The following is a 16,781-nucleotide window of genomic DNA, read 5'->3' as shown; positions in this document are numbered from 1 at the left end:
AGTCACTGTGTTGTATTGAGGATCTCGTTTATCAATGCTAAGTGCTTTGATTTTAGTACCGTTAATTGGTGCAGCAATTATAGGTTTTTTCCCGAAAGCGATCGCCCCTAAAAGTTCGCGTAACATTGCTTTAATATTCGCTAGTTTCTCCTTCTTGCTGACTATTGTTCTCGCAGCGCAGTTTAATCCGACTAATGTCAGCCAGCAATTTTCCGAATTTATTCCCTGGATTACGGCAATCGGTCTAAACTATCACTTAGGTGTTGATGGTTTATCGTTACCGCTATTGATATTAAACGGTTTACTGACCTGCATTGCAATTTACAGCAGCGATGAAGATATCCACCGTTCGCGCTTTTACTACTCACTCGTTCTCATTTTGAGTGCAGCAGTAAATGGGGCATTTTTAGCACAAGACTTGCTTTTGTTTTTCCTCTTTTATGAAATAGAACTGATTCCGCTGTATTTGTTAATTGCAATTTGGGGAGGACAGCGGCGCAGTTATGCAGCAACGAAGTTTTTAATTTATACTGCTATCTCTGGAATATTGCTTTTAGCAAGTTTCTTAGGATTAGTTTGGTTAAGTGGCGCTTCGAGTTTCGCTTTAGCGACGTTAGACACGAACGCTTTGCCTTTAGCAACGCAAATTGTGCTACTGTGCGGAATTTTACTCGCTTTCGGCATCAAGATTCCGCTCGTTCCTTTACATACTTGGCTACCAGATGCGCACGTAGAAGCTTCAACACCAATATCCGTATTACTTGCAGGTGTTCTTCTGAAGTTGGGTACGTATGGTTTACTGCGCTTTGGTTTAGGCTTATTGCCGCAAGCATGGGAAGTGTTAGCACCAGCCTTAGCAATTTGGGCAGTGGCAAGCGTATTGTACGGTGCTTCGTGTGCGATCGCGCAAACTGACATGAAAAAAATGGTTGCCTATAGTTCCATTGGACACATGGGCTATATCCTCCTCGCCGCCGCCGCCGCAACGCCGCTAAGTATCTTGGCAAGTGTTTTGCAAATGGTTAGCCACGGATTAATTTCGGCATTACTCTTTTTACTCGTTGGCGTTGTCTACAACAAAACAGGCAGTCGCGATATCGAAACTTTGCGTGGTTTACTCAACCCTGAGCGCGGTTTACCGCTCATTGGCAGTTTAATGGTGTTGGGTGTCATGGCAAGCGCGGGTATTCCTGGCATGGTAGGATTTATGGCTGAATTTTTGGTATTTCGGGGTAGTTTTCCCGTATTTCCCACGCAAACTATACTATCAATGGTTGGTACTGGTTTAACTGCAGTTTACTTCTTATTACTGATCAATCGCGTGTTTTTTGGTCGCCTTTCCCCGCAAGTTATCGATCTACCCCGCGTGTATTTTCGCGATCGCGCCCCTGCGGTTGTCTTAGCCATTTTAATTGTCATTTTTGGATTACAACCAAGTTGGCTGATCCGTTGGAGTGAACCAGCGACAACGGCAATGAGTCCAATTCCAGTAATTGCGCAGCGATCGCAATAGGTAAGTAGTCAAGAGTGGCTAACAACTGGTAACTAGTAGCTAGTTCTTTCTCTGCCTTGTATCAACTTGAACGTGAAACGGTATTAGGAGAAGTAGATGGTCAGCATCACCAATAAGCCTCTTAACCATCCCTTTGCTCAATATATTACGCGCATCGAAACTGGAAAAACACTGCTTCCTGATTCTTCTGAAAATGTTCTCGATGTTGTCGGTATTCTCAAAAGCTACGGTATCGTATTGGATGCTTACTCCAAGAACCTAATTTACATTTCTGAGAATCAATTTCTTGTTTTGTTTCCCTTTTTCAAATACTTTAACGGCGATATTTCTTTCCGAAAACTTCTCCGCCACTGGTGGCACGATCGCATTAACTTTGAATATGCCGAGTACTGCATGAAAGCAATGCTATGGCATGGTGGTGGTGGCTTAGATAAGTATTTAGATTCAGCCGAATTCAAATTACGCGCCGCCGCTGCGATTCAAGCTAAATTCAAAAATAATCCCTTCATGTTGGGATTAAACCAACTGTTTCCTGACTTTCTCACCGAACAAGTCCGTGTTTTAGCATACTACAGCGCCTTAGGTCAATTTTGGCGCGTGATGAGCGATATGTTCATAGCATTGTCGGATCGCTACGACAAAGGAGAAATTCAAACAATCCCTCAAGTTGTCGAGCATATTAAAGCAGGCTTAGTCAAGGCAGCAGCGCTACCCATAACTTACTCTGTCAAACTACGCGGTAAAGTCTACGATATTGTTCCTAAATCGGTCGGCTTAACTTTTCTTGCTGATACAGCTATACCTTATGTGGAAGCCGTGTTCTTTCGCGGTACACCCTTTCCAGGTACTGTCTCCTACAACGCTCAAGCGCACCAAATTCCCCCCGATCAAGCACGATTTGCGTATGGCGCACTTTATGCCGATCCTCTACCTGTTGGTGGTGCAGGAATTCCACCTACTTTATTAATGCAAGATATGCGTCATTTTCTCCCAGACTATTTGCACAAACTGTATCAAAAACGCAGCCGTCGCGGAGAAGACGACTTACGCGTACAAATTTGTATTAGTTTCCAAAAGTCGATGTTTTGCGTCACCAACGCCGCAATTTTAGGTTTAATGCCGCATCCAGTGGATACAACGGTTCCTGAAGAACAAGCAGCAAATCGCGCATTCTTAGTCAATTGGATGGATCGATTTATGACTTCACGATTACAAGATGTACAAGTTGCATAATGTTTATCGGCAACATAATTAAATTGTGTTTTCTTATAAGGTAAATAAAAATCAAATTTCTATTTGATAAAAGTCGTAATGAATTAATCATATACGACAATTTTGTTCATAAAAACACAATATTTTTGCTTAATGCTATCACAAAAGTCACTTAAAGCTTTTCGTTGTGCTTTCCTCGACTTTGTTGACGATCCATTTTATGTTTCTGAAGCTGAAAGTGTTCGATACATTGCCGATGGATTACTTGTTATCGAAAATGGTAAAATTAAGGAATTAGGACATTATCAAAGCTTAGAAAGCAAGTATAAAGAAGTTCCAATAACTGCTTATCCTGGAATGTTGATCGTGCCAGGATTTATTGATACACACATTCATTTTCCTCAGACAGAGATGATTGCTGCGTATGGCGAGCAGCTTTTGGAATGGTTGAATCAGTACGTTTTTCCTACTGAGGCAAAATTTAGCGATCGAGCATACGCACAAAAAATTGCGGCAATTTTTCTTGATGAATTACTAAAAAACGGTACAACAACGGCACTTGTTTTTGCTACAGTTCATCCGCAATCAGTTGAGGCTTTTTTTGAAGAAGCAAGTCGGCGAAATTTAAGAATGATTGCTGGTAAAGTAATGATGGATCGTCATGCACCTGACAACCTCTTAGATACTGCTGAAACATCTTATCAAGAAAGTAAGCAACTGATTCAAAAGTGGCATAAAAAAGAGCGTTTGCAGTATGCGGTTACGCCGCGATTTGCGATTACATCAACTTCTGAACAGTTGCAGCTAGCAGGAAAACTTTTAGCAGAATTTCCTGATGTTTATCTGCATACACATTTATCAGAAAATGTCAATGAAGTAGAGTGGGTAAAACAGCTATTTCCTGAAAGTCAAGGTTATTTAGACGTATACGATCGCGCCGGATTAGTCGGCGATCGCTCGGTGTTTGCGCACGGAGTCCAACTCACAGACGCAGAATTTCAGAGATTATCACAAGCCAAGTCAGCGATCGCATTTTGTCCAACTTCTAATTTATTTTTAGGAAGTGGGTTATTTAAGCTGAATAAAGCTAAATGCGTAGAACATCCAGTCAAACTGGGTTTAGGTACTGATGTCGGCGCGGGAACAAGCTTTTCGCTGTTAGACACGGCAAGTGAAGCGTATAAAGTTGCTCAACTCCAAAATCAGAAGCTATCTCCCTTTCAAGCACTATTTTTAGCAACGCTTGGCGGTGCAAAAGCCTTGTCTTTAGAAGATAAAATCGGTAACTTTGACGTTGGAAAAGAAGCTGACTTTGTAGTTCTCAACATGCGAGCAACTCCGCTAATGGCGCTGCGAAATCCGGCGACAACCCCGACTTCGTTAGCAGAACTTGCAGAACAAGCTTTTGCACTGATCGTGCTAGGAGACGATCGCGCCATTCATGCTACGTATATTATGGGAGAAGCTTATAAGCCATTAGGCAAGAAAGCAGAGGTGCAGGAAAGCAGGGGAGAATAAGTATAATTTTTGTTCCCAATCTCTACTATTTACGCTCTTGTAGACTATATACTGGAAGGGATAATCCCCAGACGATTGAAGCTAGTCTTACTGCTGTAATTGTTGCCATTCCTAGCAAAGCTGCAAGCGATCGCATCATGCCGAACTGTTGCAGAATTAGATAAACAATAATGCCAGCGATCGCCGCCGTTGCATAGAGATTTCCCCGCCGCAGAATCAGGGGAATTTCGGCTAATAAGACATCGCGCATAACGCCGCCAGCAACACCTGTAATTGTCCCCATTAAAACAACAATAATGCGGGATAAATCCGCTTGTTCTACACCTTGAGCGCCACTAATCGCAAAAAATGCTAAACCCAGCGCATCAGCAATCAAGAGAGCTTTAGCTGGTGGTTGACGAAACCGAGTATAGATGAGCGTCAGCGCGGCAGAGAATAGAATGACTACTAAATAAATAGGATTTTGAATCCAAAATACTGCGTTATCAAGCAAAACGTCTCGCAGCGTACCACCGCCAATAGCCGTGACAATAGCGATCGCAGCGACACCCAATAAATCCAAGCTTTTACGCCCTGCTGCTAGCGCGCCACTTACCGCAAAAACACCGACACCTAAAAGATCCAGCAGATAAAGAATCACAAACTACATCAAAACAAAAACTTACTCAGCTTAATAGCTTACCCTATTTTGGATTTTGGATTGAGATATATTCGATAGTAACTGAATTGCACTTAATTGAGCTGGGTTGACAACTGCAAATATAGACTGTAGCTATCCATCAACAAACTCAAAGTAAAAAACACTTTGTGGATAGCTGAAGATATTCGTCTCATATTTGCTTGAAAATAAAATGTTTGCTTGACCAAATATAATTTAATAAACCTTGTTACCGTGCTAGAGGATTTTTATTTTGTGCTGCTGAGTTGATAGTTTGCTCGATTCGCTTTAACCTTGTTCCTGAACGTTTGGCACTGGTAATCCAAAAGAGGATATTCATTTTAGATGTATTACTAAGTTCTGCAAAGTATTTATTAGCAATTTCATTTGCTTCTAATGCTTGCTGCAAATCTGTGGGAATCATCAAAGCTTCGCTTGCATCTAACGTAGTCCACGAACCATCTTGTTTTGCAGTTTCAATCTTTTTAAAACCAGCCGCAGTCATCAAATTTTGTTCTATCAATTCTTCGATATACTGCTTATTCAATTTTGACCATACACTTTTTGGTTTTCGAGGTGTGAAGATCTGCATGTAAGATTCGGCGTCTAAAGACCTCACTTTGCTGTCAATCCAACCAAAGCATAATGCTTCTTTTACTGCTTCGCTATATTGAATGCTTGGCTTACCACTTTTTACTTTGTAGTAAATAAGCCAGATACCGCGAGAAGTGTCATGATTTTTCTCCAACCATTCCCGCCACTGTTGGCGATCTTGGGCTTGAAAAGTTTCGAGATCGTCAATTGCCATAATCAGATTTATGCTACTAATTCTTGGGGTGAATAATCATCACGTATGTGAAATAGTCTTAACTTAATTTGCCTGGTACTCGCTTTGTAGCATCGACATTAAAACTAAAGTCTCAAAGCGATCGCCAATTTTAAGACACTCGCGTAAAATTCCTTCAACAACAAAACTCTCGTTTTCGTACAATCGCCGCGCTACATAGTTAAAATGTTTAACATCCAACCACAGTCGATGCGCATGAAGTTCCTCAAAAGCCAATTTTTTGATTAAGCGTAAAGCAGCCGTGCCGTATCCTTCACCTTTATCTTGAATCACAAGGCGGCGTAGTTCAATACTGTGATGTAGATTTTCTAATCCTGCAAGAATAACATACCCTACAGAAAGCTTTGAAATACGTTCAATTATCATTTGACCGTTCGTTGCTAGAAACCTTGACTGATAAACTTTTGTTCCGCTCAGATCTTGCAGTATCCTTGAGGCATCCAGACCCGTCGTGGAATTAATTCCACTAATAGCAAAAGTCTACTGAAGTAGACTAAAAACGATCTTTCAGTCGGATTCATCCGACTTGGGCTATGAGACTGTGAATTAATTCACAGGCGGGTGCTGTCATCGGTGCAAGATCTAAGTTCCGTCTTTTTGTACAAAAATTTGCTCTGGTGTCTCCAAAAGAAGCTGTAAGATTTGGATGGGAATATCTCGTTCCTCTAAACGCTCATAAACAGGGTTTTATATAAAATTTAGTGGATCGACATCGATGGTGAGACTGACTGACGATGGAATGTGCGATCGCACATCTTCCCAATCAGGTAATTCAAGCTGTGCATCCGGTGTAAACTTCAGTAGAATTTGCCAACGGTAGCGGTTAGAAACTCGAAAGACACTCGCGGGTGCAGGTCCTAAAACTTCACACGCTGAAAGACTATTTAACTGCGTCGCGACCTGCTGGGCTGTATTTTCTACCGTAACTGGATCAGTGCTACTCAAACGCAACAAAATTAATCTTCCATAGGGTGGATAATTGAGGGCAGCGCGTTGTGCTAATTCAGCCTCGGTAAAGGTTTCGTAAGCGTGTTGCTGTACTGCTTGAATGACAGGATGTTCTGGAGAATACGTTTGTAAAATGACTCTTCCTGGATCTTCCCCCCGACCAGCACGACCTGCGACTTGTGTCAAGGTTTGAAACGCACGTTCGGCAGCGCGATAATCGGCAAGATGCAGCAATCCATCCGCAGCAACAACGCCAACTAAGGTAACTTGCGGTAAATCGAGTCCTTTCGTTAGCATTTGCGTTCCTACTAACAAATCAGCTTCTCGATTTGCAAACCGTGTTAATAGGGTACGATGTGCGCCTTTAGTACGAGTTGTGTCACTATCAAACCGAATTATCCGTAATTGGGGAAACTGTCTCGTTAACTCTTGCGCAACTCGCTGCGTTCCACTACCGAAAAACTTCAAGTAAGGCGAACCGCATTCAGGACAATGGCGCGGATGCGACTGTGCATAATTGCAGTAATGACATCGCAAAATTTCTGGCGCTTTTTCCTCAGTTTGGTGATACGCCAGCGAGACATCACAATGCGGACACTCAATCACGTATCCGCAACTACGACACGAAACAAACGTACTGTGTCCCCGACGGTGAATAAATAAGATTCCCTGTTGTTCGCGTTCTTGTAACTGCTGTAAAGCGCCTTGGAGCGATCGGCTAAAAATAGAACGGTTTCCCTGCTGCAACTCTTGGCGCATATCCACAACTTCCACTGGAGGAAGCGGGCGCGATCGAATGCGTTCGGGGAGGGAGAGGTAATGGGTAATGGGTAATGGGTAATGGGTAATTGGAGTTGATTTCTCCGATCCTTTTGTCTTCTCACTCCTTACTTCTACCCAAGTTTCTAGGGAAGGGGTAGCGGAACCTAAGACTATGGGACAGTTTTCTAATTCAGCACGCCAGGTGGCTACAGTACGCGCGTGATAGGTAGGTATCGGTTGGTCTTGTTTGAAGCTGCTATCGTGTTCTTCATCCAGGATAATTAAGCCTAAATGGGGCAAAGGAGCAAATACTGCCGAACGCGTGCCAATAACGACTTGTGGTTCGCCTACAAGCATTTGTCGCCAGGTGTCGTAACGTTCGCCATCGGATAACGCACTGTGATAGACACAAACTCTATTCCCAAAACGCGCGCGGAAACGATCTGTTAATTGTGGTGTCAATCCAATTTCGGGAACGAGAACTAACGCAGATTTACCGTGATTCAGTAATGGCGCGATCGCCTGTAAATAAATTTCAGTTTTTCCCGATCCTGTCACTCCATGCAACAAAACTTGCGAGTAGCCATTTAATTGGGTAATTGTTTCTAGAGCCTGCAACTGCGCTGGTGTTAAAGTTTTAGGCTGGTCTTTTGCAACTGCATTGCTTTCGATGCGTAAAACTTCGCGCTCTTGGATAACGATATAACCTTTTTGTTCTAATACTTTGAGCGTTGCAGAACTCGTACTGCAAATCTGCAACAATTCACTTAACCACATATCTCCACCACGACGTCGCAATACTTCTAAAATTTCGCGCTGGCGGGAAGTGATATCGCTTGCTAACCCAGTTTCTACGAGAGTCACAGCTTTTTGTTGCTTTGGTTTAGACAGTCGAGGCGGTTCTAAGTAACTTTCTACCAAGTGCGATCGCAATAATTCGCGTACTCCCCGATACGCGCCTTTGACATGACGTTGGATGTGGGTAAAGCTGTAATCTCCTTGGCTTTGTGCTTGCAATAGTTCGAGAATTTGTCGCGCGGCGGGAGTTAAGAATTGAGGTGAAGAAGAATTTGTGTTTTTAACTAGCCGAATGCGTCGCTGCGATCGCCCGAGTAACCCTGGCGGTAAAGCAACTCGAATCACTTGCATCAAAGGCGTGTAGTAATACTCAGCAATCCGATTGAGTAACTGCCAATATCCACTCGGAAAAAAACCTGCACAGACAATATCTGTCACTTCTTTGATTTTGTCTTGAGCTAAATCGACTGGTGGCTGTGATAATAAACGAATCGCGATCGCTCCTACTTGAGATGTACCAAATGGTACGCTCAAAATATCTCCTGGTTGTATGTCTAACTCTGCTGGTAATCTATAAGTATAAATACCTTGTACTCCTGGGCAGTCTACTAATACTTCAATCCAACGCGAGGATAATTGAAAAGGAACTCTTGCTTCTGCCGCTACGACTGTGGATTCCACATCAGGAAGATACATACGCTTAAATTTAAATCTATTAAAAATTTTCTACTGATAAGCTAAAAGGGCGATCGCTTGAGTATTGATGGCACAATCAGTAGCACTTTGCCCAGCTACCAATTCCTATATAAATGTATTCTAATATACTAAAATTTCATACAAAGTTTTTATGTTAGATAGTATACATATTTTCAGTCCGACAGCGTAAATATTTTGCCAAGCATTTTCTCCCTATTGGTAGACAACAAATAAGCGCTGAATGTGAGATTCTGACTTCAGAGTAGAGAAAAAATAATAACTCCTCCTTAATTTCTAGAGGATTTACAAGTTAAGTATGCATGCTAGTAGCGCATCTTAACCAGAAACGGGTGTTGGTTTTACTTTCATAAAAATATTCAAGTTTAGGCTCGAAGTGAATTGTAAGTATTTATAATTTATTACTTATAAAAAATACTCAATTTTATTAATTTTAAAAAACAAAAAGAAATAAATTTGTTAACCTAAATAGAGGAGATTTGCCACCAGGAAAAACAGTTAAAAATATAAATATTAAAATCAGCACCAGCAATGAGAGAGGGAAAAGTTTAATTAATGGATAAAAACAATTCAACATGAACGAACGATAGTAGATACTTTTCCTCTAGGAAAAACATTGTCTTTCTCAAGATTAGCAAGCCAATCATTTGTCAGTTTTGAACCTAATATTAAGTATGAACATTGCTGAATTAGACGCAATTGAGTCTCTGTTAACAACAGCAACAGATAGTGATATTAACAGTGCTGATACAGAAGAACCAACTCTAGAAAATTTAGCAGCAGTAGCCTCAGCTCTATCGCCAATAGAGCAGAATATAGAAGTAGAAGATAAAGAAGAATTAGCTGCGGCAAGACCTTCAGGTTATGAAAAAACAAAATCTGACGATGCTGTAGGTGCTTTTTTCAAAGAAATGGCACGCTACCCTTTACTTAAACCAGAGGAAGAAGTAGAACTAGCAAGACGCGTCAAGTTCATCATAGAAATTGAGGAAATACAGCAGCGCTTGCAAGCAGAGATAAATCGCCAGCCCAATAAAGCTGAAGTAGCAACTTTATTAGGGATGTCTGAGCGTCAGTTGGAACATCGATTGTATCAAGGTCGCGTGGCAAAGCGAAAAATGATTCGCTCCAATTTACGTTTAGTCGTGTCAATTGCCAAGCGATATCTAAACCGAGGTTTGCCTTTCTTGGATTTAATTCAAGAAGGTGCAATGGGGTTAAATCGCGCAGCAGAAAAATTCGACCCTGATAAAGGATACAAATTTTCTACTTATGCTTATTGGTGGATTAGGCAAGCAATTACCCGCGCGATCGCCAACGATGCTCGAACAATTCGACTGCCAATTCATATTGTAGAAAAACTCAACAAACTTAAAAAAGCACAGCGCGAACTTAAACAAAAACTGCAACGCAATCCTTCAGAAACAGAACTTGCGCAAGCCCTGGAAATTTCAGGAGAACATTTGCGTCAATTGCTACAACTACGACGTAAATCACTTTCTTTAAATCACCGCGTAGGCAAAGAAGAAGATACAGAATTAGTAGATTTGCTAGAAGACGAAGACAGCCAATCTCCAGAGCAACAAATGAGCGAAACTATGATGCGTCAGGAAATTTGGGACGTTTTAGGAGATGTTTTAACCCCCAGAGAGAAAGATGTCATCTCGCTTCGCTATGGCTTGATTACAAGTGAACCGTGCACTTTAGAAGAAGTTGGCAGTATCTTTAATCTTTCACGCGAAAGAGTCCGCCAAATTCAAAGTAAAGCAATGCGCAAGCTACGTCGCCCTCAAATTGCCAAACGCTTAAGAGGATGGCTATTTTAAAAGCAATGAGTATTTAGCTACTAGCTAACTCAAGTCGTGCTAGGACAAAGTAATATAAGCATTGGGTATCAGGGAGAATTGTCTCCTTTGTGCCTAATGTTCTATAGTTTATAAATTTTATCCATTTACTGTGTCTATTCGCGCGCTCAGTTCTGAACTCAACTTACGCCCTGCCACTCCCAACGATGTATCGGTGCTGTTTTCTTTAATTCAAGCACTTGCTGAGTATGAAAAATTATCGCATGCCGTAACGGGTAGTGCAGAAGCTTTGCGCGAGCATTTGTTTAGTGCCCAACCGTACGTAGAAGCTATTATTGCTGAAGTCAAAGGTCAAGCAGTGGGTTTTGCATTGTTCTTTCACAACTACTCAACTTTTCTGACGCAACCAGGAATTTACTTAGAAGACTTATTTGTTCTTCCAGAATACCGGCGCCAAGGGATAGGTAAAGCCTTGATCAAATACTTAGCACAACTTGCTGTAGAACGGGGTTGTGGACGGCTAGAGTGGAGTGTATTGGATTGGAATGAACCGGCGATCGCATTCTATCGTCGTATGGGAGCAGCGGTTTTACCCGACTGGCGCATTTGTCGCGTCACTGGAGAAGCGATCGCATCAATCGCCAATACTGAGATGTCAGATTTTTGAGAATTGATTCATAATTTAAAATTTATAATTGATAACTTTGCAAAGCAGTAAGCTATACAATTAGCAGGTTCTAATCATTGCTTTTCAAAGTGGAGGAGCCATCTGATGAAAATCTGGGTAAACGAACAAATCGATCCTTCAGGTATGATTCATGCTTGTATTGCTTGCGCTAATGAAGAACAAGCAAATGAATGTCATGCGTCGTACGAGCGTAACTTAACTGATGCGCAAAAAGCAGCTGGTTGGATCGCGCGCATACGTACAGTTGAGTCGTGGGATGAAGTTCCAGTCAATGCCCTCAAACTTGATTAAACTCGATCGCTCAAGAGAAGCAGAAGCTAGAGGATAACTAGTACAAAGTTGTAGACTAGACTGCCTGACTCTACCCTTCATAGTTGCAAGCACTTAAACTTAATTGATAAAGGCTTATCTTCTATTTTCTGCTTTCTCAATAGCCCCTATTGATTATCTTCCTGCAAGCAAAAGCCAAATGGGCGTTCAAACATTAAAACTCGACGAACAGCTTTACAGCTACATGCGATCGATTTCTTTGCATGAAGCAGAAATATTAACGCAGCTGCGACAGGAAACTGCAAAACATCCAATGGGCAATATGCAAATTGCTCCAGAACAAGGGCAATTTATTGCGTTACTTGTGCAATTAATGCAAGCCAAAAAAACCCTCGATATCGGGGTATTTACAGGTTATAGCGCGCTGTCTGTAGCGCTAGTCTTACCACCTACAGGTAAAGTTATCGCGTGCGATATCAGCGAAGAATATACAAAAATCGCGCGTCACTGGTGGCACAAAGCTGGTGTTGCAGACAAAATTGAGTTGCACATCGCACCCGCTCAAGATACCTTAAACCAACTACTTACCGCAGGTGAAGCAAATACCTTTGATTTTGCTTTGATTGATGCCGATAAAAGCAACTACGATACTTACTACGAGCTTGCATTAAAATTAATTCGCCCTGGTGGCTTAATTGCAGTTGATAATGTATTGTGGTCAGGAAGAGTCGCCGATCCCTACGTGCAGGATAATCGCACAAATAAAATCCGCGCTTTTAATCAAAAACTGCATCAAGATACGCGCGTCGCTATCAGCTTAGTTCCCATCGGTGATGGATTAACTTTGGCATGGAAACGTCCTCACGTCGTCTCTGGTTGAGTAAACAGACTATAAAGCGCTAGTAACTAGCTAGTAATTGTGCTAATCACTAGCCACTTCAGTTTGAGGTAATAACATTCGTTTTGTTCTTAGCTAACTCGATCTGTTTTTGTTTTTCTTGTTGACGTTTGCGTTTTTCTTCGGTGAGATCCGCAAAACAGTAGGGACACGAAATGCCTTCTTCGTAGTGTGGCGATACCTTATCCGCTTTAGAAATTGGATGTCCGCAACTACGACACATATCATACGAACCAATTTCTAAATCGTGAGTTACCGCAACTCTTTCGTCAAAGACAAAACACTCGCCTTCCCACAAACTCTCTGCAGATGGAACTTCTTCCAAATACTTTAAGATGCCGCCTTTAAGATGATAAACTTCGGCGAAACCCTGGGATAATAAAAACGAGGAAGCTTTTTCGCAGCGAATTCCCCCTGTACAAAACATCGCAACTTTTTTGTGCTGGCTTGGATCGAGATGTTGACGAACGTATTCAGGAAATTCACGGAACGATCGCGTCTGCGGATTTTGCGCGCCTTTAAAACTACCAATCTCCACCTCGTAATCGTTGCGAGTATCAATCACAGTCACTTCCGGATCGCTAATTAAAGCATTCCATTCTTGCGGCGATACATAAATTCCTACTCTTTGATTGGGATCGACTTCTGGCACTCCTAGCGTCACGATTTCTTTTTTAAGACGTACCTTCATGCGCTCAAAGGGTGGCGCATCTGCGGTAGATTCTTTATGCTCTAAATCAGCAAAACGAGGATTGGCGCGGAGAAATGCTAAAACTGCATCAATGCGATCGCGTGTAGCGGCAATTGTACCGTTAATTCCTTCCGGTGCAAGCAGAATTGTTCCCTTGACGTTGTGTGATAAGCAGTAAGACAACAAAGGTGCTTGTATTTCCACCGCGTCTGGCAAACTGACAAATTTATAGAACGTTGCAACAATTTGGGTCATTGTCCTGACAATTGTTGAAATTTGCTCAACAAAGTACTTGATTTAATTTGAATCTATAGTTACAATAGCAAAGGCGAGGAAATCAAGCCATTTTTCAAATCGGGGGTATAGCTCAGTTGGTAGAGCGCCTGCTTTGCAAGCAGGATGTCAGCGGTTCGAGTCCGCTTACCTCCATAACATACTATCCTCTTCACAAATCGTCAGTTCTTTTGGCTGACAGCGTTGAATGATAACAATAATTCCTTTTGCACCCTCGCTATCAAGGTCTTTTATATATCCAGAATAAGCTGCTTTAGCTTCGTCAATAGTTGCAAATGGTCCAAAATAATAAACACAGCGCGGTGAAATTGTGGTGATTTCCACCCACCAATCTGTAGCAGCTTTTTCCATTTTTAATCAATAACTTCCCAGTAAGCGTAAAAATGAATTAGAGAAATTGTAACAATACTTAATCTACTACGGTTAGCAGCCGCTACTGACTGCCAAAAGACGGAAATAGAGTGATTAAGGTGTATTTAACTTAAAATTAACCAGTAAAGGCAAAAAATATTTAATTATGCTTAGGCGGCTTAGGCGGACGGGGAAGTTTAGAACTAATTGGTCCAAGAATTTGGTTGAGGCGTCGTAGTTGTTCGGCGGTTCCCATACAAATAAGTAAGTCTCCTGCCATGAGTTGCGTATCAGCTGTTGGACCACCAATCAGCGTACCATCGTTACGACGGATCGCGAGAACTAAAGCTCCTGTTCGCGATCGCAATCGAGCTGCACCTAAACTTTGACCAATACACGGACAAGTCTTAGGATCGAGGCGCACTTCTTCCATGTATAATTCGCGACCTGCACCCGTGAGGATGCCATCGACAAAATCCATCACTTGCGGTCGAAGGGCTGCGGCTGCCATACGTCTACCGCCTGTAATATAAGGAGATACCACTGCGTCTGCCCCAGCGCGTTGCAGTTTTTGGAGTGCTTCTTGGGTGCTTGCGCGGGCGATCGCGCGAATTTGCGGATTCAGTGCTTTTGCGGAAATAACAGTATAAAGATTTTCAGCATCCGAAGGAAGTGCAGATACGAGACAAGTAGCGCGTTCGACACCAACTTTGAGTAACACTTCATCAAGCGTAGCGTCACCTTCGACGACAGTGTAACCTAGTTGCTGCGCAGCTTGTACTGATTCTGGATCCGAGTCAATTGTGACAAAAGGAATTGCCTCAGTTGCAAACTCTAAAGCAATTTGCCGACCTGTCCGCCCAAAACCACACAGAATATAATGATCTGATAAAGAGTCAATCAATTGTCGCTGTTGCCGCAGTTGAAAACCAGTTTGGAAGTAGCCTTGAACTAGAGCATCGGTAAATCGATTAACGATGTAGCCAATACTCAATACTCCCATGATAATCAAAGTGATAGTAAACAAGCGACCGCGATCGCCCAATGGACGTGTTTCGCCATAACCAACCGTTGCTAGCGTAATCACTGTCATATACGCCGCATCTATCCACGACCAACCCTCAACCAACCAGTACCAGAGGGTACCAACTAGGACAACAACCCCAAGCCCAATGATAGATAAGGTGAGTTCCCGCCGAATACGTCGATATTTCTGCTCAAATTCTGCTTGCGAACTAAACACATTACCTGCACTCTCTACGTCATCGAGCCGTATACTTATTTAAACTGAAAAACGGAGATCCACCTGCGCGGACTTTGTTTATTTACGGCGAATAAATTCGCACCCGCATCCATACAAGATAAGATGTTTTTTAACGAATTCTGCAGCAATTCGCCCACATCTTTCTGCCAAACGGTATTAGTATAGCGATTTTGATCCAGACACAATACGATAGTAATGGCTCAACTTTACGAATACAGTAAAGTAAAACTGAAAGCTTAAATTAAACAAGAGTAATGTACGTACTCATTGGCGGCGCGGGACTTGTTGGGCTAAGTTTGGCACAAAGACTCATTGAACTCGGTCATACTGTTGCAGTAATTGATATCGATCCTACAGCTTGTCGCTACGCGCGCGAACAAGTAGGAGTGATGGCATTTGAAGGTAGCGCCGTGAGTACCGAAGTTTTATTAGAAGCCGGAATTCGCAAAGCTGATTCGGTAGCTGCGGTTTTAAGACATGATGCCTTAAATTTAGCGATGGTCACGCTTGCTAAACACTACGGCGTTCCTCACATTCTGACACGGATGCGCCATCGCGATTTTGCTGAACCACTGCGCTATGCAGGAGCTAGTCACATTATCAGTACCGTCGATCTTGCGGTTTCCACGATGGTTAATGCTATTGAGTATCCGCAAATTGAATCAATGATGCATTTTGAGCAAGGACAAATCGAGGTTTTAAAGCTTCCTATACCCGAACGCTGTAATGTTGCAGGAAGAAGCGTTGCAGAAGTGGCACAAGATCCGCGCTTTCCTGGAGGATCGTTGATCATTGGCTATCAACCACATCCGCACGAAGACTTGAAGATTCCTAATGGCAGTACTGTCCTCGAACCTGGTTCTACTGTACTGATTGTGACCAAACCAGGATCTTTACATCAAGTCATTGATTTTATAGAAGGCTGCTAGTAATGTCTCAGCTGATACTTCGTTGGTTGGCACCTGCCATCATAATTGTTCTGAGTGCGTGTACTTCACCCGCAACGACACCTCCAGGACAAATCGCCAGCCAGCTAGCTACTCAACCGCAGCAAGTCACTTTAGATGAAAATTCTCAAATAGTAACTGGTCAAACACTTTATGTCCCCGTTTATTCCTACATATATTATGAGGATCAAAAACGACTTTTCAACTTAGCGACAACTTTAAGTGTTCGCAATACCGATTTAGCTAACCCAATCATCATCACCTGCGTGCGCTACTATGACTCAGAGGGTCAGCTGATTCGGCAGTATTTAGAGCGTCCTATCCAACTTGCAGCCTTAGCTTCTACCGACTTTTTTATTACTACATCAGACAATAGTGGTGGTTTAGGCGCAAACTTTATTGTCGATTGGGTAGCGCAAACAAGCGTTTCTGAACCGATTATTGAAGCAGTGGCGATCGGAACCGGTTTTCAACAAGGAATTTCTTTTATCAGTCCTGGTAAAGTCATTCAAAATCAAACTAATCATACTTGCTCGTCAGTGCCTTAGTGGCTGGTGACTAGTAGCTAGTGATTGGCGATCAATCTTTTACCCCTCACCCTGA

16 protein-coding genes and 1 tRNA gene are annotated in these 16,781 nt (G+C 42.4%); 10 read left to right on the top strand and 7 right to left on the bottom strand.

The genetic code is table 11. The annotated features are described in order from the left end of the window. Window positions 1–34 precede the first annotated feature (34 nt). The 3 genes from B1A85_RS06965 to guaD all read left to right on the top strand — a co-directional run bounded on the left by B1A85_RS06965 (window position 35) and on the right by guaD (window position 4,243). Window positions 35–1,513, top strand: coding sequence for an NADH-quinone oxidoreductase subunit M (locus tag B1A85_RS06965; protein ID WP_104546133.1), 1,479 nt, complete (start codon window positions 35–37; stop codon window positions 1,511–1,513). Window positions 1,514–1,609: 96 nt separating this feature from the next. Beyond that, the gene (locus B1A85_RS06960; RefSeq protein ID WP_104546132.1) at window positions 1,610–2,746 is read left to right on the top strand and encodes a CO2 hydration protein; all 1,137 of its coding nucleotides are present in this window, start codon (window positions 1,610–1,612) and stop codon (window positions 2,744–2,746) included. Between the two features lie 132 nt (window positions 2,747–2,878). After that, window positions 2,879–4,243 (top strand): guanine deaminase, encoded by a 1,365-nt coding sequence (gene guaD / locus B1A85_RS06955; protein WP_104546131.1) that lies wholly within the window; start codon window positions 2,879–2,881, stop codon window positions 4,241–4,243. Window positions 4,244–4,268: 25 nt separating this feature from the next. Here guaD and B1A85_RS06950 read toward each other — a convergent pair whose 3' ends face one another. The 4 genes from B1A85_RS06950 to priA all read right to left on the bottom strand — a co-directional run bounded on the left by B1A85_RS06950 (window position 4,269) and on the right by priA (window position 8,952). Further along, window positions 4,269–4,883: a trimeric intracellular cation channel family protein gene (locus tag B1A85_RS06950; RefSeq protein ID WP_104546130.1), complete on the bottom strand. Its 615-nt coding sequence runs from the start codon at window positions 4,881–4,883 to the stop codon at window positions 4,269–4,271. Window positions 4,884–5,130: 247 nt separating this feature from the next. Continuing rightward, complete coding sequence (locus B1A85_RS06945) at window positions 5,131–5,709, bottom strand: YdeI family protein (protein ID WP_104546129.1); 579 nt, start codon at window positions 5,707–5,709, stop codon at window positions 5,131–5,133. 63 nt (window positions 5,710–5,772) lie between these two features. Then, on the bottom strand, window positions 5,773–6,114 hold the full coding sequence (locus B1A85_RS06940) for a GNAT family N-acetyltransferase (RefSeq protein WP_146087144.1): 342 nt from the start codon (window positions 6,112–6,114) through the stop codon (window positions 5,773–5,775). 321 nt (window positions 6,115–6,435) lie between these two features. Further along, entirely contained in the window at window positions 6,436–8,952 is a 2,517-nt protein-coding gene (gene priA / locus B1A85_RS06935) for a primosomal protein N' (protein WP_104546128.1), read from the bottom strand. A 692-nt stretch (window positions 8,953–9,644) separates the two neighbouring features. Between priA and B1A85_RS06930 the strand changes: the two genes are divergently transcribed. From B1A85_RS06930 to B1A85_RS06915, 4 genes are all read left to right on the top strand, one after another. Further along, complete coding sequence (locus B1A85_RS06930) at window positions 9,645–10,796, top strand: RpoD/SigA family RNA polymerase sigma factor (protein WP_104546127.1); 1,152 nt, start codon at window positions 9,645–9,647, stop codon at window positions 10,794–10,796. A gap of 130 nt (window positions 10,797–10,926) precedes the next feature. Then, window positions 10,927–11,442, top strand: coding sequence for a GNAT family N-acetyltransferase (locus B1A85_RS06925; RefSeq protein WP_104546126.1), 516 nt, complete (start codon window positions 10,927–10,929; stop codon window positions 11,440–11,442). A 105-nt stretch (window positions 11,443–11,547) separates the two neighbouring features. Continuing rightward, window positions 11,548–11,754 (top strand): glycogen debranching protein, encoded by a 207-nt coding sequence (locus B1A85_RS06920; protein WP_104546125.1) that lies wholly within the window; start codon window positions 11,548–11,550, stop codon window positions 11,752–11,754. 178 nt (window positions 11,755–11,932) lie between these two features. Then, on the top strand, window positions 11,933–12,613 hold the full coding sequence (locus B1A85_RS06915) for a class I SAM-dependent methyltransferase (RefSeq protein WP_104546124.1): 681 nt from the start codon (window positions 11,933–11,935) through the stop codon (window positions 12,611–12,613). 58 nt (window positions 12,614–12,671) lie between these two features. Here B1A85_RS06915 and B1A85_RS06910 read toward each other — a convergent pair whose 3' ends face one another. After that, entirely contained in the window at window positions 12,672–13,577 is a 906-nt protein-coding gene (locus B1A85_RS06910) for a rhodanese-related sulfurtransferase (protein WP_104546123.1), read from the bottom strand. A gap of 101 nt (window positions 13,578–13,678) precedes the next feature. Here B1A85_RS06910 and B1A85_RS06905 point away from each other — a divergent pair. Further along, window positions 13,679–13,751: transfer RNA gene (locus B1A85_RS06905), tRNA-Ala, on the top strand. Here the strand turns inward: B1A85_RS06905 and B1A85_RS06900 are convergent. Together B1A85_RS06900 and B1A85_RS06895 are read right to left on the bottom strand one after the other, a co-directional pair. Beyond that, window positions 13,743–13,967, bottom strand: coding sequence for a DUF1816 domain-containing protein (locus B1A85_RS06900; RefSeq protein WP_104546122.1), 225 nt, complete (start codon window positions 13,965–13,967; stop codon window positions 13,743–13,745). The two genes, B1A85_RS06905 and B1A85_RS06900, sit on opposite strands and share 9 nt — an antisense overlap. A gap of 160 nt (window positions 13,968–14,127) precedes the next feature. Next, a complete protein-coding gene (locus B1A85_RS06895) occupies window positions 14,128–15,210 on the bottom strand; it encodes a TrkA family potassium uptake protein (protein ID WP_104546121.1) in 1,083 nt (360 codons plus the stop codon). Window positions 15,211–15,485: 275 nt separating this feature from the next. On the opposite strand from B1A85_RS06895, the gene B1A85_RS06890 reads away from it, so the two are divergent. Together B1A85_RS06890 and B1A85_RS06885 are read left to right on the top strand one after the other, a co-directional pair. Beyond that, a complete protein-coding gene (locus B1A85_RS06890; RefSeq protein WP_104546120.1) occupies window positions 15,486–16,160 on the top strand; it encodes a TrkA family potassium uptake protein in 675 nt (224 codons plus the stop codon). Window positions 16,161–16,162: 2 nt separating this feature from the next. After that, complete coding sequence (locus B1A85_RS06885) at window positions 16,163–16,726, top strand: DUF3124 domain-containing protein (protein ID WP_104546119.1); 564 nt, start codon at window positions 16,163–16,165, stop codon at window positions 16,724–16,726. The last annotated feature ends 55 nt before the right edge of the window (window positions 16,727–16,781 follow it).

It is taken from the genome of Chroococcidiopsis sp. TS-821 (genome assembly GCF_002939305.1).
Taxonomy (GTDB): domain Bacteria; phylum Cyanobacteriota; class Cyanobacteriia; order Cyanobacteriales; family Chroococcidiopsidaceae; genus Chroogloeocystis.
This window is presented reverse-complemented; position numbering and strand designations above follow the sequence as displayed.

Bases quoted from the DNA above. Each gene is read 5' to 3' on its own strand.
- B1A85_RS06965 (WP_104546133.1), top strand. From the start codon at position 35: ATGCTAAGTGCTTTGATTTTAGTACCGTTAATTGGTGCAGCAATTATA.
- B1A85_RS06960 (WP_104546132.1), top strand. From the start codon at position 1,610: ATGGTCAGCATCACCAATAAGCCTCTTAACCATCCCTTTGCTCAATAT.
- guaD (WP_104546131.1), top strand. From the start codon at position 2,879: ATGCTATCACAAAAGTCACTTAAAGCTTTTCGTTGTGCTTTCCTCGAC.
- B1A85_RS06945 (WP_104546129.1), bottom strand. From the start codon at position 5,709: ATGGCAATTGACGATCTCGAAACTTTTCAAGCCCAAGATCGCCAACAG.
- B1A85_RS06940 (WP_146087144.1), bottom strand. From the start codon at position 6,114: ATGATAATTGAACGTATTTCAAAGCTTTCTGTAGGGTATGTTATTCTT.
- priA (WP_104546128.1), bottom strand. From the start codon at position 8,952: ATGTATCTTCCTGATGTGGAATCCACAGTCGTAGCGGCAGAAGCAAGA.
- B1A85_RS06930 (WP_104546127.1), top strand. From the start codon at position 9,645: ATGAACATTGCTGAATTAGACGCAATTGAGTCTCTGTTAACAACAGCA.
- B1A85_RS06920 (WP_104546125.1), top strand. From the start codon at position 11,548: ATGAAAATCTGGGTAAACGAACAAATCGATCCTTCAGGTATGATTCAT.
- B1A85_RS06915 (WP_104546124.1), top strand. From the start codon at position 11,933: ATGGGCGTTCAAACATTAAAACTCGACGAACAGCTTTACAGCTACATG.
- B1A85_RS06910 (WP_104546123.1), bottom strand. From the start codon at position 13,577: ATGACCCAAATTGTTGCAACGTTCTATAAATTTGTCAGTTTGCCAGAC.
- B1A85_RS06900 (WP_104546122.1), bottom strand. From the start codon at position 13,967: ATGGAAAAAGCTGCTACAGATTGGTGGGTGGAAATCACCACAATTTCA.
- B1A85_RS06890 (WP_104546120.1), top strand. From the start codon at position 15,486: ATGTACGTACTCATTGGCGGCGCGGGACTTGTTGGGCTAAGTTTGGCA.
- B1A85_RS06885 (WP_104546119.1), top strand. From the start codon at position 16,163: ATGTCTCAGCTGATACTTCGTTGGTTGGCACCTGCCATCATAATTGTT.